At 75.7% G+C, this 20,864-nt stretch carries 18 protein-coding genes; 8 read left to right on the top strand and 10 right to left on the bottom strand.

Translation table 11 applies throughout. From position 1 onward, the window contains the following. Positions 1-95: 95 nt before the first annotated feature. Complete coding sequence (locus RCG67_RS13375) at positions 96-1,064, bottom strand: NAD(P)/FAD-dependent oxidoreductase (protein ID WP_368826935.1); 969 nt, start codon at positions 1,062-1,064, stop codon at positions 96-98. 228 nt (positions 1,065-1,292) lie between these two features. On the opposite strand from RCG67_RS13375, the gene RCG67_RS13370 reads away from it, so the two are divergent. From RCG67_RS13370 to RCG67_RS13350, 5 genes are read left to right on the top strand one after another with little or no spacing between them, the layout of a single operon-like run. Beyond that, positions 1,293-2,402 carry an iron-siderophore ABC transporter substrate-binding protein gene (locus RCG67_RS13370; RefSeq protein ID WP_368826933.1) on the top strand — a complete coding sequence of 370 codons (1,110 nt, stop codon included), beginning with the start codon at positions 1,293-1,295 and terminating at the stop codon, positions 2,400-2,402. Between the two features lie 13 nt (positions 2,403-2,415). After that, a complete protein-coding gene (locus RCG67_RS13365; protein WP_368826931.1) occupies positions 2,416-3,498 on the top strand; it encodes a FecCD family ABC transporter permease in 1,083 nt (360 codons plus the stop codon). Then, positions 3,495-4,574, top strand: coding sequence for a FecCD family ABC transporter permease (locus tag RCG67_RS13360; RefSeq protein WP_368826929.1), 1,080 nt, complete (start codon positions 3,495-3,497; stop codon positions 4,572-4,574). The genes RCG67_RS13365 and RCG67_RS13360 overlap by 4 nt, the downstream gene beginning before the upstream one ends. After that, positions 4,571-5,512 carry an ABC transporter ATP-binding protein gene (locus RCG67_RS13355; protein WP_368826927.1) on the top strand — a complete coding sequence of 314 codons (942 nt, stop codon included), beginning with the start codon at positions 4,571-4,573 and terminating at the stop codon, positions 5,510-5,512. The genes RCG67_RS13360 and RCG67_RS13355 overlap by 4 nt, the downstream gene beginning before the upstream one ends. Then, a complete protein-coding gene (locus tag RCG67_RS13350; protein ID WP_368826925.1) occupies positions 5,509-6,594 on the top strand; it encodes a siderophore-interacting protein in 1,086 nt (361 codons plus the stop codon). Before RCG67_RS13355 ends, RCG67_RS13350 begins: the two co-directional genes overlap by 4 nt. Before the next feature lie 64 nt (positions 6,595-6,658). On the opposite strand, the gene RCG67_RS13345 is transcribed toward RCG67_RS13350, so the two are convergent. After that, positions 6,659-7,831: a PQQ-dependent sugar dehydrogenase gene (locus RCG67_RS13345; RefSeq protein WP_368826923.1), complete on the bottom strand. Its 1,173-nt coding sequence runs from the start codon at positions 7,829-7,831 to the stop codon at positions 6,659-6,661. A gap of 108 nt (positions 7,832-7,939) precedes the next feature. On the opposite strand from RCG67_RS13345, the gene RCG67_RS13340 reads away from it, so the two are divergent. Then, entirely contained in the window at positions 7,940-8,857 is a 918-nt protein-coding gene (locus tag RCG67_RS13340; protein ID WP_368826921.1) for a DMT family transporter, read from the top strand. A gap of 179 nt (positions 8,858-9,036) precedes the next feature. Here the strand turns inward: RCG67_RS13340 and RCG67_RS13335 are convergent, their stop codons facing one another. Next, the gene (locus tag RCG67_RS13335; RefSeq protein WP_368826919.1) at positions 9,037-10,626 is read right to left on the bottom strand and encodes an alpha/beta hydrolase; all 1,590 of its coding nucleotides are present in this window, start codon (positions 10,624-10,626) and stop codon (positions 9,037-9,039) included. A 224-nt stretch (positions 10,627-10,850) separates the two neighbouring features. Beyond that, positions 10,851-12,281 carry an MFS transporter gene (locus tag RCG67_RS13330; protein ID WP_368826917.1) on the bottom strand — a complete coding sequence of 477 codons (1,431 nt, stop codon included), beginning with the start codon at positions 12,279-12,281 and terminating at the stop codon, positions 10,851-10,853. Positions 12,282-12,450: 169 nt separating this feature from the next. On the opposite strand from RCG67_RS13330, the gene RCG67_RS13325 reads away from it, so the two are divergent. Beyond that, the gene (locus RCG67_RS13325) at positions 12,451-13,377 is read left to right on the top strand and encodes a DUF5996 family protein (RefSeq protein ID WP_368826915.1); all 927 of its coding nucleotides are present in this window, start codon (positions 12,451-12,453) and stop codon (positions 13,375-13,377) included. 7 nt (positions 13,378-13,384) lie between these two features. Here the strand turns inward: RCG67_RS13325 and RCG67_RS13320 are convergent, their stop codons facing one another. Both RCG67_RS13320 and RCG67_RS13315 read right to left on the bottom strand, forming a co-directional pair. Then, positions 13,385-13,822: a GNAT family acetyltransferase gene (locus tag RCG67_RS13320; protein ID WP_368826913.1), complete on the bottom strand. Its 438-nt coding sequence runs from the start codon at positions 13,820-13,822 to the stop codon at positions 13,385-13,387. Between the two features lie 117 nt (positions 13,823-13,939). Beyond that, positions 13,940-14,260: a putative quinol monooxygenase gene (locus RCG67_RS13315; protein ID WP_368826911.1), complete on the bottom strand. Its 321-nt coding sequence runs from the start codon at positions 14,258-14,260 to the stop codon at positions 13,940-13,942. Positions 14,261-14,416: 156 nt separating this feature from the next. On the opposite strand from RCG67_RS13315, the gene RCG67_RS13310 reads away from it, so the two are divergent. Then, positions 14,417-16,624 carry a bifunctional anthranilate synthase component I family protein/class IV aminotransferase gene (locus RCG67_RS13310; RefSeq protein ID WP_368826910.1) on the top strand — a complete coding sequence of 736 codons (2,208 nt, stop codon included), beginning with the start codon at positions 14,417-14,419 and terminating at the stop codon, positions 16,622-16,624. On the opposite strand, the gene ligM is transcribed toward RCG67_RS13310, so the two are convergent. From ligM to RCG67_RS13290, 4 genes are all read right to left on the bottom strand, one after another. Further along, positions 16,585-17,994 carry a vanillate/3-O-methylgallate O-demethylase gene (gene ligM / locus RCG67_RS13305; RefSeq protein WP_368826908.1) on the bottom strand — a complete coding sequence of 470 codons (1,410 nt, stop codon included), beginning with the start codon at positions 17,992-17,994 and terminating at the stop codon, positions 16,585-16,587. The two genes, RCG67_RS13310 and ligM, sit on opposite strands and share 40 nt — an antisense overlap. 62 nt (positions 17,995-18,056) lie before the next feature. Continuing rightward, positions 18,057-18,911, bottom strand: coding sequence for a formyltetrahydrofolate deformylase (purU, locus tag RCG67_RS13300; protein WP_058873050.1), 855 nt, complete (start codon positions 18,909-18,911; stop codon positions 18,057-18,059). Between the two features lie 17 nt (positions 18,912-18,928). Continuing rightward, the gene (locus RCG67_RS13295; RefSeq protein WP_368826906.1) at positions 18,929-19,801 is read right to left on the bottom strand and encodes a methylenetetrahydrofolate reductase; all 873 of its coding nucleotides are present in this window, start codon (positions 19,799-19,801) and stop codon (positions 18,929-18,931) included. A gap of 188 nt (positions 19,802-19,989) precedes the next feature. Further along, the gene (locus tag RCG67_RS13290) at positions 19,990-20,757 is read right to left on the bottom strand and encodes an ANTAR domain-containing protein (RefSeq protein ID WP_368826904.1); all 768 of its coding nucleotides are present in this window, start codon (positions 20,755-20,757) and stop codon (positions 19,990-19,992) included. Positions 20,758-20,864 lie beyond the last annotated feature (107 nt).

The following is a 20,864-nucleotide window of genomic DNA, read 5'->3' as shown; positions in this document are numbered from 1 at the left end:
GACGGACCGCGGGGCGGCGGTCCGGTGGCCCCTCTTCGACGGCCGGGCGGTGCGCGGAGAAGCTGCCGCTCCGGCGCCCGGCCGGGGCGAGGTCGTCAGCGCGCGGTGAACCAGCGCGTCGGCGGGGCCGGGGCGGGAGCCGGCCCCGCCCCGGGGTGCCCCCGCAGCGAGGTGGCGCACGCCACCCCGGCGGCCGCCCCCTTGCCGATGGCGATCGGCACCAGCTGCAGACCGGCGGTGATGTCGCCCGCGGCGTAGACTCCGTCGACGCTGCTGAGCTGGAACCCGTCGACGGCGATGCGACCCTCGTGGTCGAGCTCGCAGCCCAGCTGCCGCGCGAGGTCGTTGCCCGGGTGGTGCGCGTAGGAGAAGAAGACCTTGTCCCCCTCCACGAGCTCCCCGCCGGCCAGCTGGACGCCCGCCAGGGCGCCGGGCGCCCCGATCAGCGCCTCGGCGACCCCGTCCACGACCTCGGCCCCGTGGTCGGCCAGGACCGCGCGCTGCTCCTCGTCGAACGCCGGTCCGGTGGTGCCGGTGACGATCCGCACGCTGCCGGCCCAGTCGAGCAGCTCCGCGGCGTAGGCCGGCACGTGCCGGCCGGAGCCGAGGACGATCACCACCCGGCCCCGGGCGGTGTACCCGTCGCAGGCGGGGCAGTGGTGCACGTCGACGCCGTAGTGGTCGGCGATGCCGGCGATCTCGGGCACCTGGTCGCGGACCCCGGTGGCCAGCACGATCCGTTCCGCGGAGATCTCCACGCCGTCGACGTCGGCGCGGAACAGGCCGCCCTCGTCCCGGCGCAGGCCGGCGACCGTTCCGTGGTGGAGCGTCACCTGCGGGTACTGCGCCAGCCCGGCACGCGCCTCGGCCAGCAGCTCGCCCGGGGTGGTCGGATCCCTGCCCAGCAGGCCGTGGGCGGCCTCGGCGGACAGGTTGCGCTGCTGCCCCGCGTCCACGACCACGGTGGAGCGCTGGTAGCGGCCCAGCCAGGTGGCCGCGGACAGACCCGCGGGGCCGCCGCCGACCACGAGCACGTCGACGGAGGACGGGAGGTCGGCCGCCATGGGTTCTCTCCTCCGGCTCGGGGGAACGCTGCATCGGTCGTCCGGCCCACTCTACGCACCGGGCGGGAGACGGCCAGGCCCACCCGGCGACCGCCCCGGCCGGATTAGCACATGCTCGTGTTGCGTATTGCCCGGATCACGGCCTAGGGTGATGGCTGTTCCGAAGGTTAGGCAACCCTTGCCTCACCCCGCTCCGCACCGACGGCCCTGTCGTCGACCTCCGAAAGGGTGGCCGTGGCCTCTCTGCTCCTCCGTGCTCCGCGCACGCCGTTCCCCGCTCCGCGCCCCGCGCCCCGCGTCCTCGCCCCGGCCGCCCTGCTGGCGGCGGGCGCCCTGGTCCTCACCGGGTGCTCCACCGGCCCCGCGGGCGGGGAGTCCGCGGGCGGTTCCGCGTCCGCGGAGGGCGCCACCGGCGAGTTCCCCCGGACCGTGGAGCACGAGTACGGCGAGACGACGATCGAGGAGGCGCCCGAACGGGTGGCCACGGTGTCCTGGGTCAACCACGACGTGGCGACCGCTCTCGGCGTGGTGCCCGTGGGCGTGCCCACCACGGACTTCGGCGCCAACGAGAACGGGTCCACCGACTGGTTCGACGCCGCGCTCGAGGAGTCCGGCGCCGAGGCCCCGGAGACCTACGCCGAGACGGACGGGATCAACTACGAGGCGATCGCGGCGCTGCAGCCCGACGTCATCCTGGGGGCGTACTCCGGGCTGACCCAGGAGGAGTACGACAAGCTCTCCGAGATCGCCCCCGTGGTCGCCTTCCCCGAGGACGCCGTGGCCTACGGGACCTCCTGGCAGGACTCCACGGAGCTCATCGGCCAGGCCCTGGGCCGGGAGGAGCGGGCCGCGGAGGTCGTGGCGGACGTCGAGCAGCAGATCGCCGACACCGCGGAGCAGTACCCGGAGCTGGAGGGCACCTCCTTCGTCTACGGCACCATCGACCCGGCGGCCGCAGACCCGATCTTCGCCTACACCGCGGTGGACAACCGCCCGAAGTTCCTCGGGTCCCTGGGCATGGTCCAGTCCGAGGCCGTGCAGCAGGCCGCCGAGGGCAAGGAGGACGAGTTCTTCGTCACCTGGTCCCCCGAGGAGGCCGACAAGCTGACCTCGGACGTGTTCGTCAGCTGGGCCGAGGACGAGGGCGTGCGCGAGACCATCCAGGACGACCCCCTGCTCAGCAGGATCCCGGCCGTGGCCGACGGCGCCCTGGTGCTCCAGACCGATCCGCAGGAGGTGCTCTCGGTCTCCGCGGCCTCCCCCCTGAGCATCCCGTGGGCGCTCGAGAACGTGGTCCCGGACATCGCCGAGGCCGCCGCGGCCGCCGGCGGCGAGTGAGACCGCGGCCCCGGTGAGCACCACCAGCACGGCTGCCCCCGCCCGGCAGGGCCCCGGCGCCGCACCGCGGCGCCGGGGCCTCGCCCTGTCCGCGGCCGTGCTGCTGCTGGCGGCCGCGGCCGCGGCCTCCCTGTTCTGGGGGGCCCGCTCGGTGGACCCGGCCACGGTGCTCGCCGTGCTCACCGGGCTGCCCGCGGCCCTGCTCGAGGGCGGCTGGTCCCAGGTCTCCGCCGGGCTGGGCATCGACGCCGCCGTGGTGCAGAGCCGGATCCCCCGCACCCTGACGGCCGTGCTGGTGGGAGCGGCCCTGGCCGTGGCCGGCGCCGGGATGCAGGGGGTCAGCCGCAATCCGCTGGGCGACCCCGGGCTACTCGGACTGACCGCCGGCGCGGCGTGCGCGGTGGTCCTCGGGATCGGCTGGCTCGGCCCGGTGACCACCTGGCAGCTCACCGCGCTGGCCCTCGCCGGCTCGGCCGTGGCCGCGGTGCTCGTCTTCGGCTCGTCCCGGCTCGGCGGCGGCGCCCCGACCCCGGCGGGCCTGGTCCTGTCCGGGGCCGCCGTCAACGCCGGCTTCACCGCCCTGACCACCTCCGTGGTGCTCGTGCTGCCCGCGGTGCTGGACCGCTTCCGGTTCTGGAGCATCGGCTCGGTCGCCCGGGCCGAGACGACCGACCTCGCCGCCGTGGCGCCCCTCGTCCTGCTCGGCGTGCTCCTCGTGCTCGGCGGCTCCTCGGGGCTCAACGCCATGGCCCTGGGCGACGAGCTCGCGCACGGGCTGGGCGTGGACCTGGGCCTGCAGCGCGTGCTCGTCTTCGTGGGCGTGGTGCTGCTCTCCGGTTCGGCCACGGCCCTCGCCGGCCCCATCGCCTTCGTGGGGCTGCTCGTGCCCCACGCCGTGCGCCGTCTCCTCGGCGGCGACTACCGCTGGATCGTCCTGTTCAGCGCGGTGCTCGGCCCCGTGCTGCTCCTGCTCGCCGACGTCCTGGGCCGCGTGCTGACCCCGCCCCAGGAGATCCACGTGGGCGTGACCACGGTGGTGCTCGGCGTGCCGGTGCTGCTGGCGCTGCTGCGCCGGGGACGGAGCGTGACCCTGTGACCGGCACCGTGCTCGCCCCCGCCCCCGCCGCCCCCGAGCCGGCGGGGGCCGAGGAGCTCGTCCGGGAGGTGCGCCGCGATCGGTCCCGCCGCACCCGCCGGGCGGTCGCCCTGCTGGCCCTGGCGCTGCTCGCGGCCCTGACCGTGCGCGTGCTGCTCGGGCGCTACACCGTGACGGTCCCCGACTTCCTCGCGATCCTCGCCGGGGAGCAGATCCCCGGGGCGAGCTTCATCGTGCTCCAGGAGAAGCTGCCGCGCGCTGTGCTGGGCGCGCTCGCCGGGACCGCGCTCGGCTGCTCCGGCGCCCTGTTCCGCCGGGTGCTGCGCAATCCCCTGGCCAGCCCGGACATCCTGGGCATCACCTACGGCGCCGCCGCGGGCGCCGTGGCCGGCACCGCGGTGTGGGGCCTGCGCGGCACGGCCGTGTCCTGGACCGCCCTGGCCGGGGCCGTGCTCGCCGCGGCCCTCATCGCCACCGCCTCGGTGCGCCTGCGCACGGGCGGGATCGTGGGCGAGCGCTTCCTGCTCGCCGGCATCGGCGTGGCCGCGCTCGCCCAGGCCCTCACCGCGGCGCTGCTGGTGCAGCTGTCCCTGAACGCCGCCCAGGACGCCGCCCTGTGGACCGCGGGCTCGCTCAACGCCGCCACGTGGGAGAGGATCGTCGTCCTCGCGGCGTTCCTGGCGCCTGCCGTGCCCGCGGCCGTGGCCGTGCACCGCGCGCTCGAGCCGGCCGAGCTGGGCCCGGAGCTCGCGGCCGGTCTCGGGGCACGCCCGGCGCGCAGCCGGGCCCTCGCCCTGGGTCTGGGCGTGCTGCTGGCCGCCGTGGCCACCGCCGCGACCGGTCCGCTCGCCTTCGTGGCGCTGATGTCCACCCCGGTGGCGACCGCCCTGACCCGGGGCCGGACCTCGATCGTGGCGTGCGCCCTCGTGGGCGCCGTGGTCGTGGTGGTCGCCGACTCCGTGGGCGCCGACCTGCTGGCGCAGGTGCAGCTGCCGGCCGGCGTGGTCACCGGCGCCGTGGGCGCCCCCGTGATGCTGTGGCTGCTCGTGCGGCAGCGGAGAGGAGCCCTGGCATGAGCCCCGAGCTGCGCCCCGACCTGCGTCCCGTGGCGGATCCCGCGGCCGGCGTCCCCGCCTTCCGGATCCGCGGGCTGTCCCTGGGCTACGGCGACCGCGCCGTGGTGCGGGAGGTGGACCTCGACATCCCGCACGGGGACACCACCGTGCTCATCGGCGCCAACGGGTGCGGCAAGACCACGCTGCTCAAGGGCCTGTCCCGGCAGCTGCGCCCGCTCGCCGGCACCCTCGAGGCCGACGGCCGCGACGTCCGCGAGTGGCACGCCCGCCGGTACGCCCGCTCGGTCAGCCTCCTCCCGCAGTCCCCGGTGGTCCCCGAGGGCCTGACCGTGGCGGAGCTCGTGGAGCGCGGACGGCACCCGCACCGCCGGTGGTGGGGCGCCCCCTCCCCCGACGACGACGCAGCGGTGGCCCGCGCGCTGGAGCTCACCGAGCTCACGGCCCTGGCGGGGCGGCCCGTGGAGGAGCTCTCCGGCGGACAGCGCCAGCGGGTCTGGATCGCCCTGACCCTGGCCCAGCGGGCCCGGACGATGCTGCTCGACGAGCCCACCTCCTACCTCGACCTGGCGCACCAGGTGGACCTGCTGGACATGCTCCGGGGGCTCGAGCACCCGGAGGGACCGGGCGCCGGCCGGGCCACCGTCGTCGCCGTGCTGCACGAGCTGAACCTGGCCGCCCGCGTGGCGGACCGGCTCGTGGCGATGGCCGCGGGGCGGATCGTGGCCGTGGGCACGCCCGCCGAGGTGCTCACCCCCGAGCTGCTGGCCGAGGTCTTCGGACTCCGGGCGGACGTCGCCCGCGACCCCGTGGGCGGACGGCCCGTGGTCCTGCCCCGCGGGCGGGCCCACGAGGGCTCCCACCCCGTCCCGCCCGCCGTTCCCGTGCCCCTGGATCCCGCGCCCCGAGCGGCCGCCGAGATCGGAAGGACCCTGCTGTGACCGTCATCCCCGCCCCCGAGGCCGCCGCCCACGAGGCCCCCGTGCTGTGCGTCGAGGCCGTCGTGACGTCCGTGGCCCAGCTGTGCCCGTCCTTCCGCCGGATCACCCTGGCGGGCCCGGAGCTCGCCGGCCTGTCCCCGGCCCTCATCGGGGCCGGGGACGCCGCCCGGTGCCGGGACGCCTACATCAAGCTGCTCGTCCCGCCGCCGGGCCGCGAGCCCGAGCGGGCGGACCTGTCCCTGGGCCTGCGCGAGGGCTGGTTCGCCCGGCCCGCCGAGGAGCGCGGCTGGATGCGCACCTACACCGTGCGCGGCGTCCGCCGCACCACGTTCTGCGGGATGGTGGTCCCCGAGCTCGTGATCGACGTCGTGGTGCACGGCGGGCACGCCCAGGACGGCCCCGGCAGCCGGTGGGCGGCCGCGGTGTCCCCCGGCGAGTGCGTGTACCTGCTCGGGCCCGGCCCCCGGGAGCGGCCCTGGGCGGCGTGGGACCACGGTGGCGCCCACCGCGTGCTCGCCGTCGGGGACGAGACCGCGGCCCCGGCCCTGATGTCCGTGGCGGAGGAGTTCACGGACGCCCACGCCGGGCCCTCCGCGGGCGGGACCCGGCCCCGCCTCGACGTGGTGCTCGAGGTCCCGCACCCCGAGGACGCCGCCGCCCACCGCCTGCCCGCCGACCTGCCGGACGTGCGGCTGCACGTCCTGCCCCGCGCCGGGGGCGGGGAACAGGCCGGGCACGGGCACCGGGCCGCGGTGCGCCTGGCACACCTGCTCGAGCTGCCGGGCCGGGCCGTGGACGACGTCCTGGCGGGCCGCCGCCCGCAGCGCGGCGGCGGGGCGCCCGCCCGGCCGGCCGCGCGGAACGCCGCCGGCGACATCGCCGCGAGCATCGCCGAGGACGCCGCCGAGCCCCGGGCGTGGTCGGTGGCCACCTCCGCGCGCGCCGACGTCCCCTACGTGTTCCTCGCCGGCGAGTCCGGCACCGTCAAGGCGCTGCGCCGGCTGTGCGTCGACGCGGCGGGCATCCCCAAGGACCACGTCTCCTTCATGGGCTACTGGCGGCGGGGCCAGGCGGAGTCCTGAGCGCCCGGCACGGGCCCCAGGGGGAACCGCCGGCACCGGACCCCGACCGGTCCCCGGGCGCCGCTCAGCTCTCGTCCGGCCGCGGGGTGACGCGCAGGACGGCGTCGTCGCCGCCGTTGGAGGTCGTGACCCACAGGGCGCCCTCGTCGTCGAGGGTCAGCGAGCGCAGCCGGCCGTAGTCGTTCTCCAGCTCCGCCATGCGGGTCAGGCCGGTGACCGCGGTGTCCTCCACCCGGTAGACCCCCACCCCCGTGTTCTTCAGCTCGGCCACGGCCAGCGCGCCCTCCCACGCCCCCCAGCGCTCCCCGTCGAGGAAGGCGGCGCCGCTGAGGGCGACGGTCGGGCGCCCGGAGGACCACGCGGCCGGGATCGCGTCCGGGTACTCCTCGAGGTCGGTCATGGGCACGGACTCGTCGTAGCCGGGCGCGGGGTCCCACCCGTAGTTCCCGCCGGGCTCGAGCACGTTGATCTCGTCGTCGGTGCCGGGTCCGTGCTCCGCCGACCACACGGTGCCGGTGCCGGGCTGCACGGCGAGGCCCTGGACGTTGCGGTGGCCCAGGGTGTGCACGGCGGCCGCGGGCCCGTCCCGGTCGGCGAACGGGTTGTCCCGGGGGATCGTGCCGTCGGGGTGGAGCCGCAGCGTCTTGCCCCCGAGCGAGTCCGGGTCCTGCGGGTTCTCGCCCTGGGCGGCGTCCCCGGTGCCGACGAGAAGCGTGCCGTCGGGGACGAAGCGCAGCCGGCAGCCGCTGTGCCGGCCGGAGCTGATGGGCAGGCCGTCGACGACCGTCCCGGTGCGCTCGGCCGCGGCGGCGTCCTCGTCGAGCCGCCAGCGGGTGACCCGCACGTCCTGCGGCCGGCCGTCCTCCGTACGGGTGGCGTGGCACAGGAAGATCTCCCGGGTCCGCCCGAAGTCCGGGGAGACCTCCAGGCCCATCAGTCCGGCCTCGCTGCCCACGAACAGGTCGTCCAGGTCCGCGGCGACCTCCCGCACGCCCTGCTCGTCGCGGGCCAGCAGCCGGCCGCCCCGCTCGGTGACCAGCACGGTGCCCTCCGGGGTGAGGGCCACGTCCCACGCCAGCTCGAGGTCGTCCACCACGACCTCCACGTCCAGGGCGGGCGCGTCCGCCGGGCCGCCGAGGCGCTCGCCGGTCGCCAGGGTCCCGCCGTCGGGGGCGCAGCCGCTCAGCAGCAGTGCCGGCACGCACAGCGCGCTCACGATCCCCCCGCGGACGTCCATGGTGGCAATCTACTCCGATCCCCGGCCGGGCGGACCGTAGGATCGGTGCATCCTGCCTCCGACGGGGCGGGGCCGGACGGCGGCGGAAGAGAACGGGGGGGTGCGCCGGTGGACCACGAGGCGGCCGGCCGGGCCCGGCTGATCCTCCTCGGCGCGGTGGCGCCGGTGGTGTGGGGGACCACCTACGTGGTCACCACCGAGCTGCTGCCCCCGGACCGGCCCATGACCGCGTCCCTGCTGCGGGCCCTCCCGGCGGGGCTGCTGCTGCTCGCCCTGACCCGGCAGCTGCCGCCGCCCGCCTGGTGGGGCCGGTTGGCGGTGCTCGCGCTGCTCAACTTCGGGGCGTTCTTCCCCCTGCTGTTCCTCGGCGCCTACCGTCTGCCGGGGGGTCTCGCCGCCGTGGTGGGCTCCGCGCAGCCCCTGGTCGCGGCGCTCCTGCTGCTCCTGGCCTTCCGGCAGCGCACCCCCCTGCCCCGGGTGCTGTGGGCCCTCGCCGCGGTGGCCGGCGTGGCCGTGGCCGTGTTCGCGGGCACCATCACCCTGGACGCCCTGGGGCTCGCCGCGGCCTTCGCCGGGACCACGGTCATGGCCGCCGGGGTGGTCCTGACCCGCCGGTGGGGGCTGCCCGAGGGGCTGAGCGGGCTCGCCGCGACCGGCTGGCAGCTGACCCTGGGCGGTCTCATGATCGCCCCGCTCGTGCCCCTGCTGGACACAGGTCCCTTCGTCCTGGACCTGCCGGCCGTGCTCGGCTACGCCTGGCTGGCGCTGCCCGGCGGCGCCGTAGCCTACGCCGCGTGGTTCCACGCCGGCCGGCGCGTGCCGCCCACGAGCCTGACCCTGCTGATGCCCCTGACCCCGGTGACGGCCGCGGTCCTGGGCCTGCTGCTGCTCGGCGAGACGCTCACGGGTCTCCAGGCGGCGGGGTTCGGGCTGGCCCTCGTGGCGTCCCTGGCCGGGCAGCTGCCGGGCCTGCCGCGCCTCCGCACCGGACGCGTGCGCGCCGGGCGGGGACGGCCACAGCCGTGAGGAGGGCCCCCGTGTGACGATCCTGGCGGTTCCGGGAAAATCAAGTGGTGATCCGTGACCCGTGTCTCAGTAGGATGGGCCGGAGCCGCCGGATCTTCCTGATTTCCCTGGTGGCTGGGCCGGTGCGGGGGCGATCTCGTACCGGCCGCTTTCTGCCCCCGCACCACGCGTGCCCCGGCTCAGCAGACCCGCTCCTCGGCGGGCAGCACGCCCTCGAGGAGGTAGGTGGTGATCGTCTCGTCGACGCACCGGTTGCCGCTCAGATAGGCCCCGTGCCCCTCACCCACCCGGGTGAGCAGGTGCCCGCCCTCGAGCTGCGCGGCCAGCGCCTGCGACCAGGCGTAGGGCGTGGCCGTGTCTCCCGTGGTGCCGACCACCAGGATGGGTCCGGCACCGGCGGCGTCGATCGGGGCGGGCGTGCTGACGGGCTCGTGCGGCCAGGCGCCACAGGTGACCTGCCCGTGGCTGAACCAGTCGCCGAAGGTCGGGGAGGCCTCCTGCAACCGCGCGTCCAGCGCCGCCATCGCGGCGGGGTCGTCGTTCTCGGGACGGTCGAGGCAGTCGATCGCGATGTTCGCCTCGTAGGAGTTGCTGTAGGTGCCGTCGGGGCCGCGGCCGTAGGCGATGTCCGCGAGGCGCATCAGCCCCGTCCCGTCCCCGTGCTCCGTGGCCAGTGCGAGGGACTGGGTCAGGAACCACCAGATGCGCGGATCGTAGAGCGGTTTGATGAGCCCGCTGACCGCGTCGTCCACGGTGAGCGGCCGTCCGTCGGCGGTGGGCAGCGGCTGCGCCTCGACCTGCCGGAGCAGGGCCTCGATCTCCGCCAGCCCCTCGTCCACGGTCCCCTCGAACGGGCACCCGTCCAGCGGCAGACAGGACTCGACGTACACGCGCAGGGACCGTTCGAAGGCGGCGGCCTGGTCGAGGATCAGCCCGGCCCCGTCGAGGGACGGGTCCATGGCCGCGTCGAGCACGAACCGGCCCGTCCGCTCGGGGAACAGGTCGGCGTACGTGGCGCCGAGCAGGGTGCCGTAGGAGTAGCCGAGGTAGTCGAGCTCGTCCTCGCCCAGCACCTCCCGCAGGATGTCGAGGTCCTTGGCCGCGCTGATCGTGTCGACCTCGCCGAGCAGCGGACCGGTGTTCGCGGCGCACGCCGCGGCGAAGCGCTCGGCCGTCGCGATGGCCTGGGCCAGCCCCTCCGGAGTGTCGGGATCGATGGAGCTCGCGCGCCTCGCGTCCATCGTGGCGTCGTCGACGCACTCCACGGCGGTGGAGCTGCCCACGCCCCGCGGGTCGAAGCCCACGACGTCGTACGCGGCCCGCACGCGCGGGTCCAGCCCGGCCGCCCACGCCTCGATCGAGGCGGTCCCGGAACCGCCCGGGCCGCCGAAGTTCACGAGCAGGGAGCCCTGCCGGGCCGCGGGGTCGGTGCTCGGCAGCCGGGTGAGCGCCAGCTCGATCTGCCCGGCGGCCGGGTTGTCGTGGTCCAGCGGCACCCGCACCCGGGCGCACTCCGCGGCCGCGCCGCACGCGGTCCACACGAGCTGCTGGGCGTAGAAGTCCTCGAGCCCGGGCGGCACCTGGGCGGTGACGACGACGCCCTGCTGCGGCGCGGCGACCGTGGCCGCCCCGGCCGCCCCGCCCGCCGGGGCGGCCGCCAGGAGCACGGCCAGCGCCAGCGCGGAGCCTGCGCGGCGGGTGCGCGCGTGCCTCCGGCCGCGGGAGCCGGAGGGGTCGTCGGGGCCGCGGGTGTTCTCGGGAGGACGCATGGCTCATCACTGCTTTCGGTCGAACCGGCCGGACGCCGGTGCGCGAGCACGAGCGCGGACGCGCACGGCAGGACCCTGCCGGCGGCCTCGCGGTCCCCCAGGGCCTCGGGCGCCCCCTGCGCCCGGCCGGCCCCGGTCTCCACGCCCCACCGCCGCGCGACAAGGGGCTTCAGCGTAGGAACGCGCCGATCGGGCGGTCAAGGATGTGTCGCGGCGCGAAGGCGTCACGGGCGGTCCCGCGCCGCGGGGCGCAGGACCGCCGCGGACAGCAGCCCGCCGGCCGCGAGCAGCCCCGCGCACACCCCCATGACCACGGGGAAGCCCTCGCGGACCCGCGCCGGGTCGGTGAGGCCGGTCTCCCCGAGCCCGCCCACCAGCGGGATCGCCGCGACCGCGAGCAGGCCCGCGGTGCGTGCCACCGCGTTGTTGACCCCGCTGGCCAGCCCGGCCTGCTCCGTGGGCAGGGCCCCGAGGACTGTGGCCGTCAGCGGCGTGACCAGCAGGGTCAGCCCCGCGCCGAACACGGCGGCCGGGAGCAGCACCTCCAGGAGGTAGTGTGCCCCGGGCCCGGCCCGGCCCAGCAGGAGCACGCCCAGCGCGGCGATCAGCGGACCGGCCGTCATGGGCAGGCGCGGACCCGTCCGGTGCGCCAGGGCGCCGGCCGACGGGGAGAGGAGCAGCATCAGGACGGTGACGGGCAGCAGGGACAGCCCGGCCGCCACGGGCGGGAACCCGGCCCCCACCTGGAGGGCGACGACGAGGACGAAGAAGACCGCGCCCAGGCCGGCGTAGACCACGAAGGTGATGAGGTTCGCCGCGACGAACAGGCGCTGCCCGAGCAGCGCCGGAGGCAGCAGCGGAGCCGCCGCACGCCGCTCCCGGAGCAGGAACGCGGCGAGCAGCCCCGCCCCGGCCGCGAGCGCCCCGCCCGTGACCGGGACCGACCGGCCGTCACCGGCCGCGGCCGTCAGCCCGAGCGTCAGCGCGCCGAGCCCCGTCACCAGCAGCACGGCGCCGGGCACGTCCAGCTGCGGGCAGGCCCCCGGGTCCCTCGACTCCGGGACGTGCCGGCGGGCGATCAGCACCACGGCGAGCGCCACCGGGAGGTTGACCAGGAACACCCACCGCCACGAGGTGGTCTGGACCAGCCAGCCGCCCGCGAACGGCCCCACGGCCGAGGCCACCCCCGTGAACCCCGACCAGGCCCCGATGGCGCGGGCCCGGTGACCCGGCGCGAAGGAGGACTGCAGGATCGCGAGGGCGGTGGGCACCAGGAGGGCGCCGCCGATCCCCTGGACCGCCCGCGCCGCGACGAGCACGGTGACGTCCGGGGCCAGTCCGCACAGCGCGGAGGCCCCGGCGAAGCAGGCGACGCCGAGCAGGAAGATCCGGCGCCGGCCGTACCGGTCCCCCAGGGAGCCGCCCAGCAGCACGAGGGCGGCCAGGGTCAGCGTGTACCCGTTCACCACCCAGGTCAGGCCGGTGCTGCCCGCCCCCAGGTCGGCGCCGACGGCCGGCAGGGCGATGCTCACCACGGTCGTGTCGATGAACGTCAGGGCGGAGCCGAGCACGGTGGCGACCAGCACCCACCGGGCCCGCCGCTCCCCCCAGGACAGCAGCTCGGGCGCGGTGTTGTCACCGAGGACTCGCGCCATGGGCCGCCCGTTCGTCGTCGTGGCCGGTCCCGGTGCGGGCCCCGCCGGAGCACCGCTCGGACCGTTCCCGCCCAGTGTCCCACCGGGCGGACCGGGCGGTCCCGCGCGCTCTGCCCGCACCCTGGACGCCCGGCCCGGTCCCAGCGCAGACTGGGGCGCAGGAGGAACCATGCCCCACGCCGCCTTTCCCGAGATGCCCTACGAGTCCTGGCGGGACACTCTGGACACGGTCCACCGGTTCGCGCAGGTGGTCGGCAAGGTGCGGCTGGCGGCCGCGCCGCGCCGCAACCACTGGTGGAACGTCCCCTTCCACGTCACCGGCCGCGGCATCACCACCCGCCCGATGGGACGGGACCCGGTCTTCGCGATCGACTTCGACTTCCTGGACCACCGCCTCGACGTGAGCACCGCCGCCGGGGCTCGGCACTCCTTCGCCCTGTCGGGGCTGTCCGTCGCCGAGTTCCACGCCCGGGTGGTGCGCGCCCTGGAGGCGGTGGGGGTGGAGGTGACCATCGCCCGCCCGCGACCGTTCGACCTGCCCGACTCCGGCCGCCCGTTCGGGGACGACACCGAGCACGCCGCCTACGACCCCGCCGCCGTCACCCGCTACTGGCAGGTCCTGGGCCAGGTGAACCTGCTGCTGGAGGAGTTCGCCGCCGGGTGGTCCGGGAAGACGAGCCCCGTGCACCACTTCTGGCACACGTTCGACATCACGGTGACCCGCTTCGCCGACCGCTCCGTGGATCCCCCGCCCGGCACGGACCCGGTCACCCGGGAGGCCTACTCGCGGGAGGTCATCAGCTCCGGGTTCTGGTTCGGGGACCCCGCCTTCCCGGCCCCGGCCTTCTACTCCTACACGGCCCCGGAGCCCGAGGGGCTGGCGGACGAGCCCCTGCGGCCGGAGGCCGCGTCCTGGAGCGAGCGCGGCAGCGGCCACCTCGCGGTCCTGCGCTACGACGACGTGCGGGCGCTGCCCGACCCCCACGGCGCCGTGCTGGAGTTCTGGGACAGCGCCTACCGGGCCGGCGCGCGCCGCAGCGCCTGGGACTTCGAGCGCTACGACTGCCCGGAGGGCGTCACCGACCCCCTCCACTGAGCCGGGGTCAGCCGCTCTGCTGGGCCTGCCGCCCGGGGTCGAAGAACTTCCCGAGCACCACGGTGTCCTGGACGGCGTAGCCCATCCGCTCGTAGAACTCCCGGGTCCCCGTGTTGGCGGTGCGGACCATGAGCTGCATCTTCGGGATGCCGTGGCCGGCCACCCACTGCTCGGCCGCGGCCATCAGCTCGCGGCCCAGCCCCTGGCCCCGGCGGGCCGGGTGCACGGCCACGTAGTACACCCACCCCCGGTGGCCGTCGTGGCCGACCATGGCGGTGCCGCTCAGGCGTCCGTCCTCGACGGCGGCCAGGACGGTGGAGGACGGGCTGCCGAGCGCCCGGTCCAGGTCCGCGCGGGGATCGTTCCAGGGGCGGGTCAGGCCCGCGTCCTTCCACAGGGACACGGCGTCCTCGTGCAGGTGCTCCGGCAGTCGTTCGACGATCACGCGGCCTCCTTCGGTGGGCCCATGCTCTCACGGGCCCAGGCGCTGTCGGCTGCCCGCCCCTGAGCCGCGCCGCACGGACCGGTCGGTTCCCGGGCGTGCCGGCCTGTCAGCGAGCGCTCATTCGACCGTGAGCTCGCTCATCCGGTTCCAGCCCGAGGCCGAGATCTGCTCGCTGATGATCTGCGGGGTCTCCACGAGCGCCTGGGGCGCCTCCGCCGTGAACTTCCGGAAGTGGTCGCTGTTCACGTGCGGGCCCGCGCCGTCGTCCGTGAAGGCCTCGACGAGCACGAACTCGTGGGGGTCCTCCACGCTGCGGGACCAGTCGAACCACAGGTTGCCCGGCTCCGCGCGGGTGGCCTCGGTGAACTCCTTCGAGAGCTCGACCCAGCGGTCGGCCCAGTCCGGCTTCACCTTGAACTTGACGACGATGAAGATCATCCTTGCTCCCTTCTCGGCGGACGCCCCGCAGCGGCGGGGACTCTCCGTGCCAGTGTCACGGGTCGTGGCGCGGCCCGCCATGTGAGGTTATCGCGGACCGACAACGACGGCGCACGCGTCCGGTCACGGCCCCTGGCGGGGTGGGATCATGTCCCCATGAGCCACGACGTGACCGCCGCCCCCGGGGGCGGCCGCTCCCCCCGCGCGCCGGGGGAGCCGACAGGGACCGGCCCGGCTCGGGCGGAGGTCCTCACCGGCGTCCGCCTGACCCCGGTGCAGATGCTGCGGGCCCTGCGGGACCAGCCCGGGCTGGTGGGGCTGTTCGGCGACTGGTTCGACGGGGACACCGTGATCGGCTTCCGGCCGCTCCGGGTGCTGGGCGCCGACGAGGACCCCTTCGCGGCCCTGGACGCCCTCCCCCCGCAGGCGCACGACCCCGCGGCGGACGGCCCCCAGGAGGCCGGCGCCCCCGCGGACGGCCTCGGTCCCGCCGTCGGCGGCGGCTGGATCGGCTTCCTCGGCTACCAGCTGGCTCGGCGGCTCGAGCGGCTCCCCGCTGCCCCGCCGCGCCCCGCACGGCTGCCGGACCACCACCTCGGCTACTACGACCACGTGCTGCGCCACCGCGCCGCGGACGGCGCGTGGGTGCTCGAGTGGCTGCCCGGCACGGACCCGGCCCGGACGGCGGCGGCGCGGGAGCTGGCCCTGGCGGCGCCGGGCGTCCCGCACGCCCCCGCGCCCTACCGCTGCGGGCCGTTCACGGCCGACGCCTCGGCCGCCGCGCACGCCGCCGCCGTGAGCGCGGTGCTGGGCCACATCCGGGACGGCGACGTCTTCCAGACCAACGTCTGCCGCGGGCTCGAGGCCGGCTTCGAGGGCGATCCCCTGGACCTGTTCTGCGCCGGGCTCGAGGCCCTGTCCCCGCGCTTCGCGGCCTTCCTGCGCCTGCCCACGGGGGCGGTGGCGAGCCTGTCCCCGGAGCTGTTCCTGCGCCGCACCGGGCGCACGGTGCTGACGTCCCCGATCAAGGGCACCGCACCGGCCGCGAGCGACCCCGCCGCGCTGCACGCCTCCGCGAAGAACCGGGCGGAGAACGTCATGATCGTGGACCTGATGCGCAACGACCTCTCCCGGGCGTGCGTGCCCGGATCGGTGCGGGCCCCCGCGGCGCCCCGGGTCGAGCCGCACACCGGGGTCCACCACCTGGTGGCGGACGTGCACGGGCGGCTGCCCGAGGGCCTCGGGGACGGGGCGCTGCTGCGCGCCACGTTCCCGCCGGGGTCCTGCACGGGCGCGCCCAAGATCCGTGCCATGGAGATCGTCAACGCGCTCGAGCCCGCGGCCCGCGAGGTCTACACGGGGGCGATCGGCTGCGCGGGCCCGGCCGGTCTCGTGCTCAACGTGGCGATCCGCACCTTCGAGTTCAGCGGGGACCGGGTCCGGCTCGGGGTGGGCGGCGGGATCGTGGCCGACTCCGACCCCGCGGACGAGGCGCACGAGACGCTCGTGAAGGCGGTGCCCCTGCTCGACGCCGTCGGGGCCGTGCTGGACGAGGAGCTCCGGCGGGACTGGGACGGGCACCGGCCCGCGAGCGGCCCCGAGCACCTCCCGGCCCTGCCGGCCCTCCCGCCGGTCCTCGAGGAGGGGGTCTTCACCACGCTGCTCGTGCGGGAGGGAGCGCCCGTGGACCTCGACGCCCACCTCGGGCGGCTCGGCGCCAGCTGCCTCGCCTGCTGCGGCGCGGCCCTGCCCCCGGGCGTCCGCGGCGAGGTCGTCGCCCGCGCCGCCGGGCTCCCCGGCCCGCACCGGCTGCGGATCACGGCGGTCCCCGCCCCGGGAGGCACCCTGACCGTGACGGTCACGGCCACGGCCCTGCCGCCGGAGCCGGTGCCGCCCTGGCGGCTCGTCCCCGTCCGGCTGCCCGGCGGTCTCGGCGGGCACAAGTGGGCGGACCGCCGCGCGCTGGCCTCCGAGCCGGTCCCGGGCCTGTGGTCGCGCAGCTGCGACCCGCTGCTCGTGGACGCCGACGGCACGCTCCTGGAGACAGGCCGGGCCAACGTCTTCGTCGTCGTCGACGGCGCCGTGCTCACCCCGCCCGCGGACGGCCGGATCCTGCCCGGGGTGGTGCGCGCCCGGGTGCTGGCGGCGCTGCGCGCCGCCGGGGCGGACGTCCGCGAGCGCCCGGTGCGGTGGGCGGAGCTCGCCCGCGCCACCGAGGTGTTCGTGACCAACTCGGTGGCGGGCGCGCACCCCGTCGGGTCCGTCGACGGGGTGCGCCGGTGGGAGCCAGGGCCCGTGCTGCGCGCCCTGGGACCGCTCCTCGGTCAGCCCTGGGACGAGGCGGTCCGCCAGCCGCCGTGGTAGTCCTTGCGGACCACCTCGGAGTAGGGCACCGGGCTGACCACGGCGCGGACCTCGAGCTGCTCGTGCGGTTCCACGGTGGTCTTGCGGCTGCCGCCGTCGGGCTCGCCCCAGACCACCTTGAGCTCGGTGCCCTCGGGCACGTTCGGGTCGAGGGTGGCCAGGGACAGGCCCTTGCGCTCGTTGTAGCTGTAGCCGGTGAACATGGACAGGCCCACGGTGCGGCCGTCGGCGTCGACCACCGCGTCGTAGTTGGAGGAGCCGTAGTTGGCCAGGGGCAGGTCGAAGTACTTGTAGTCCGGGCCCTCGGTGTCGAAGAGGGAGGCGAAGATCTTCGTCATGTCCTCGGCGTTCCAGGCCAGGGTCGCCTTCCGGCGCTGGGTCGAGGGGTCGACCTGCTCCAGGGCGTCGCGGCCGATGAAGTCGTGGTCGAACTTCACGAAGGACCCGTAGCCCAGCTCCCAGGGCGTGAGGTAGTAGTCCTCGATGTTCTCGGAGACGAAGCTGCCGGCGAGCGCGTTGGTGGCCTCGTAGCTGTCCGCGCCGAGCCACTTCCGGTAGTCCGCCGTGCCCTCGCCGGTGTAGATGGCCGGCAGCGGGGACGGGATCCAGCCCGACTCGAGGGTGTTCGAGGGGTACGCCCGGGCGCCGACGGGCACGATGCCGAACTCGGCCCCGACCTCGAGGATCGTGGCCCGGACCTGCTCGTAGGACTCGTAGGGTCCCCAGATCTCCAGGCCGGGGGCGCCGGCCATGCCGTGGCGCAGGGTGCGGACCTGGGCGCCGCCCACGTTCATCCGGTCCATGGTGAAGAACTTCAGCTGCTCGAGCGGGCCGCCGTTGAGCCTCTCGATGATCTGCCACGCGTTCGGGCCCTGGATCTGGAAGCGCCAGTACTTCCGGACCACGGGCTTGCCCATCGGGCGGGACGGGGAGCGGCGGTCGACCTCGATGTCGACGTCGTAGCCGCCGGTCTCGCCGTGGAAGAGCAGCCAGTTGGCGGCCGGGGCGCGGCCCACGTAGACGTACTCGTCCTCCTCCTGGTGGAACAGGATGCCGTCGCCGATGACGTGGCCGGCCGGGGTGGTGGGCACGTACTGCTTGGCCTTGTTCACGGGGAACGTCTTCGTGCTGTTGATCGCGGTGTCCGAGATCAGCTTCAGCGCGTCCTTGCCGCGGATGAACAGGTTGTCCATGTGGTGGGACTGGTCGTAGAGCACGGCGGTCTCCCGCCACGCCTTCTGCTCGCTGCGCCAGTTGTGGAACTCGGGCGCCACGACGGGATAGATGTACGCGCCGATCTGCGAGTTGCGCAGCAGCTCGACGGTGCCGTTCGAGGCGTCGAGGACGTCCTGGAGGGTGCGGGGTGCCACGGTGAGCTCCTTCTCTGCGGTGGTGCCCCGGAGCGGTGCGCGCCCGGGGCGGGAACGGGGATTCAGAACACGATGGTCTGCCGGTCGTGCCGGATGATGCGGTCCTGGCAGTGCCACAGCACGGCCCGGGAGAGCACCTGGCGCTCGACGTCCGCGCCGCGGCGGGCGAGCTCCTGGGCGGAGTCCCGGTGCGAGGCCCGGACCACGTCCTGCTCGATGATCGGCCCCTCGTCGAGGTCCTCGGTGACGTAGTGCGCGGTGGCGCCGATGATCTTCACGCCCCGCTCCTTGGCCTTCCGGTACGGCTCGGCCCCGATGAAGGCCGGCAGGAACGAGTGGTGGATGTTGATCACCGGGACGCCCACGGCCTCGAGGAACGGCGAGGAGAGGATCTGCATGTAGCGCGCGAGCACCACGAGGTCGACGTTGCCCTGCAGCAGGCGCAGGTGCTCCGCCTCGGCCGCCGCCCTGTCCCGGGTGGGGACGTGGAAGAACGGGATGCCGAAGCCGCGGACGTCCTCGGCCATGTCGGGGTGGTTGGAGACGACCATGGAGATGGTCATGGGCAGCTCGCCCCGGCGCTGGCGCCAGATGAGGTCCAGCAGGCAGTGGTCGGACTTCGAGGCGAAGATCGCCACCCGCCGCGGCACCGAGAGGTCCGTGAACCGCCACTCCAGCTCGAAGCCGTCGCCGAGGGCCGCGCCGAGGTCCTGCTCGAGCGCGGGGCGCCGCGCCGGGTAGCCGGGCAGGTGGAAGACCGTGCGCTGGAAGAACGCCCCGCCCTCCGGGTCGTCCGAGTGCTGGTCGAGGGCCACGATGTTCGCCCCGTGCCGGGCGAGCACCGAGGTGACGACGGCGACGATCCCCGGCTGGTCCCGGCCGTGCACCACGAGGCTGGCGTGGTCCGGGCGGAGCATCGACGGCCGGCCGGGGCTCACGGGGTCCCCCCGTCCGCGCCGAACCCGCGGACCCACTCGGCCGTGGCCCGCAGCCCGCCGAACGTGTAGAAGTGCAGCCGCACCTGCCCGTGGACGGCGGGGTCGTGGCCGGCGGCGAGGTCGCGCAGGAACCGGTCCGGGCCCGCGGTGCCCAGCAGGTTCGTCAGGGAGAAGCCGTACTTCTGGACGATGCCGGCCGAGGTGCCCACGCCGAAGCGGCGCGCGTAGCCGAGCAGGCGCTTGACGCCCGCCGGCCCGGGCACCCCGATCCGCACCGGGGCGTCGACGCCGCGGCGGCGCACCTCGGCCAGCCACTCCAGGACCGGGTCCTTGTCGAAGCCGAACTGGGTGATGATCTCGGGCTCGAGGCCCTGCTCGCGGATCGCGGCGGTCTTGTCGGTCAGGGCCGCCCAGAGGACGTCGTCGCCGATGTCGGGGTGGCCCTCCGGGTAGCCGCTGACGCCCACTCCCCGCACGCCGTGCCGCTGGAGCACCCCGGTGCGGATGACGGACAGGGAGTCCTCGTACGGGCCCTCCGGGGTCTCGGGGTCCCCGCCCACCACGAAGACGTGCTCGGCGGCGCCGACCTCCGCGAGCGCCGCCAGGAACTCCTCGAGCTCGTCCTGGGAGCGCAGCCGCCGCGCCGAGAAGTGGGGCACCGGGACGAACCCGTGCTCCCGCACGGCGCGGGCCGCGGCCACCCGCATGGCGAGGTCCTCGTTGCCGAGGAAGGTCACGTTGATCCGGGTCCCCGGGGGGATCGCGGCGGCGGCCTCCTCCAGGGCCGGGACGTCCTTGCCCGTCATCTCGAGGGAGAAGTCCTGGAGCAGCGCGGCGGCCGGTCCGGCGTGGGGCGTGTCGATCGGCATCGATCCACTTCCTTTCCGCGGGGCGCGCCCGGGAGCGCGCCGCGGGGCTGAGGGCATTCGGTCTCGCCGCCAGTGTTGCAGGTCACAATAACTATGTACAGAGTGTTTCTGGTGCGACCGGCCGGCGGGGACCCGATGCGTGCCCGCGGCGCCGGGAGAGCCCGTGGGACGTCCCGGCGGAAGAGGCCTCAGCCGCCCCGGGAGCCCGGTGCGGACCGGGCGGGCCGGCGCGGCAGGGACAGCTGCCCGGTCTCCACGACCTCCGTGGCGATCTCGGCCAGCTTCCGGTTGCCGTCCTGGCTGGCCACGCGCAGCAGCTCGTGCGCCTGCTCCCGGGTGAGCTTGTGCTGGGCCATCAGCACCCCGATGGCGGTCCCGATCGCCCGGTTGGACCGCAGCGCGGCCTCCAGGTTCTGCGCCCGCTGCTGGGTCAGCGCCAGCGACACCGCCCACGCGGCGTGCGTGGCCAGCAGCGTGCCGGTCCACCGCGCGGACGCGTCGAAGGCGCCGGGGACGTCGGAGTACAGGTTCAGCCCGGCCAGCAGGTCCGGGTCCGCGACCAGGGTCAGGCGGTAGGCCAGGGCGCTGCGCATCCCCAGCTCCCGCGCGACCCGCGCCCCGTACTCCGGCCAGCGCCCGTCCCGGGCCAGATCCGCCGAGCAGTGCACGCTGTCCTCCAGCACCGTGTCCACGCACGGGCCCGCACCCAGCTCGTACTGCAGCGCGTCGGCGGCCCGGGCCGTCTCCCCGGTCGCGGCCAGGGTGCGGAACGTGCCGTGGCGCAGCGTGGTGATGCTCGCCCACCGCGCCCCGGGCAGCACCTGCACCGCGTGCTCGATCACCGCATCCACCAGGGTGTCGGCCGTCGCGTTCCGCAGCTGCTCCCCCAGCCGCACCACCGCGTCGGCGACCTCGGCCAGCCCGGCCGGATCGGCCGGTGACACCGACACACCCATGAGCACTCCTCCACCGTTCCGGCCGCGGACGCCCTCGCCCGGCGGACCGGGCCCTGCTGCTGAGGCGTCCTGAGAGTCTAGCGAAGGCCCCTGGGAGGCCTCCCGGC

Source organism: Kocuria cellulosilytica (assembly GCF_040981245.1).
Lineage (GTDB): Bacteria > Actinomycetota > Actinomycetes > Actinomycetales > Micrococcaceae > Kocuria > Kocuria cellulosilytica.
This window is presented reverse-complemented; position numbering and strand designations above follow the sequence as displayed.

Excerpts from the sequence above, each read along its gene's own strand:
- RCG67_RS13335 (WP_368826919.1), bottom strand. The coding sequence starts at position 10,626 with ATGCGTCCTCCCGAGAACACCCGCGGCCCCGACGACCCCTCCGGCTCC.
- RCG67_RS13325 (WP_368826915.1), top strand. The coding sequence starts at position 12,451 with ATGCCCCACGCCGCCTTTCCCGAGATGCCCTACGAGTCCTGGCGGGAC.
- purU (WP_058873050.1), bottom strand. The coding sequence starts at position 18,911 with ATGCTCCGCCCGGACCACGCCAGCCTCGTGGTGCACGGCCGGGACCAG.
- RCG67_RS13330 (WP_368826917.1), bottom strand. The coding sequence starts at position 12,281 with ATGGCGCGAGTCCTCGGTGACAACACCGCGCCCGAGCTGCTGTCCTGG.
- RCG67_RS13375 (WP_368826935.1), bottom strand. The coding sequence starts at position 1,064 with ATGGCGGCCGACCTCCCGTCCTCCGTCGACGTGCTCGTGGTCGGCGGC.
- RCG67_RS13355 (WP_368826927.1), top strand. The coding sequence starts at position 4,571 with ATGAGCCCCGAGCTGCGCCCCGACCTGCGTCCCGTGGCGGATCCCGCG.
- RCG67_RS13345 (WP_368826923.1), bottom strand. The coding sequence starts at position 7,831 with ATGGACGTCCGCGGGGGGATCGTGAGCGCGCTGTGCGTGCCGGCACTG.
- RCG67_RS13310 (WP_368826910.1), top strand. The coding sequence starts at position 14,417 with ATGAGCCACGACGTGACCGCCGCCCCCGGGGGCGGCCGCTCCCCCCGC.
- RCG67_RS13290 (WP_368826904.1), bottom strand. The coding sequence starts at position 20,757 with ATGGGTGTGTCGGTGTCACCGGCCGATCCGGCCGGGCTGGCCGAGGTC.
- RCG67_RS13315 (WP_368826911.1), bottom strand. The coding sequence starts at position 14,260 with ATGATCTTCATCGTCGTCAAGTTCAAGGTGAAGCCGGACTGGGCCGAC.
- RCG67_RS13295 (WP_368826906.1), bottom strand. The coding sequence starts at position 19,801 with ATGCCGATCGACACGCCCCACGCCGGACCGGCCGCCGCGCTGCTCCAG.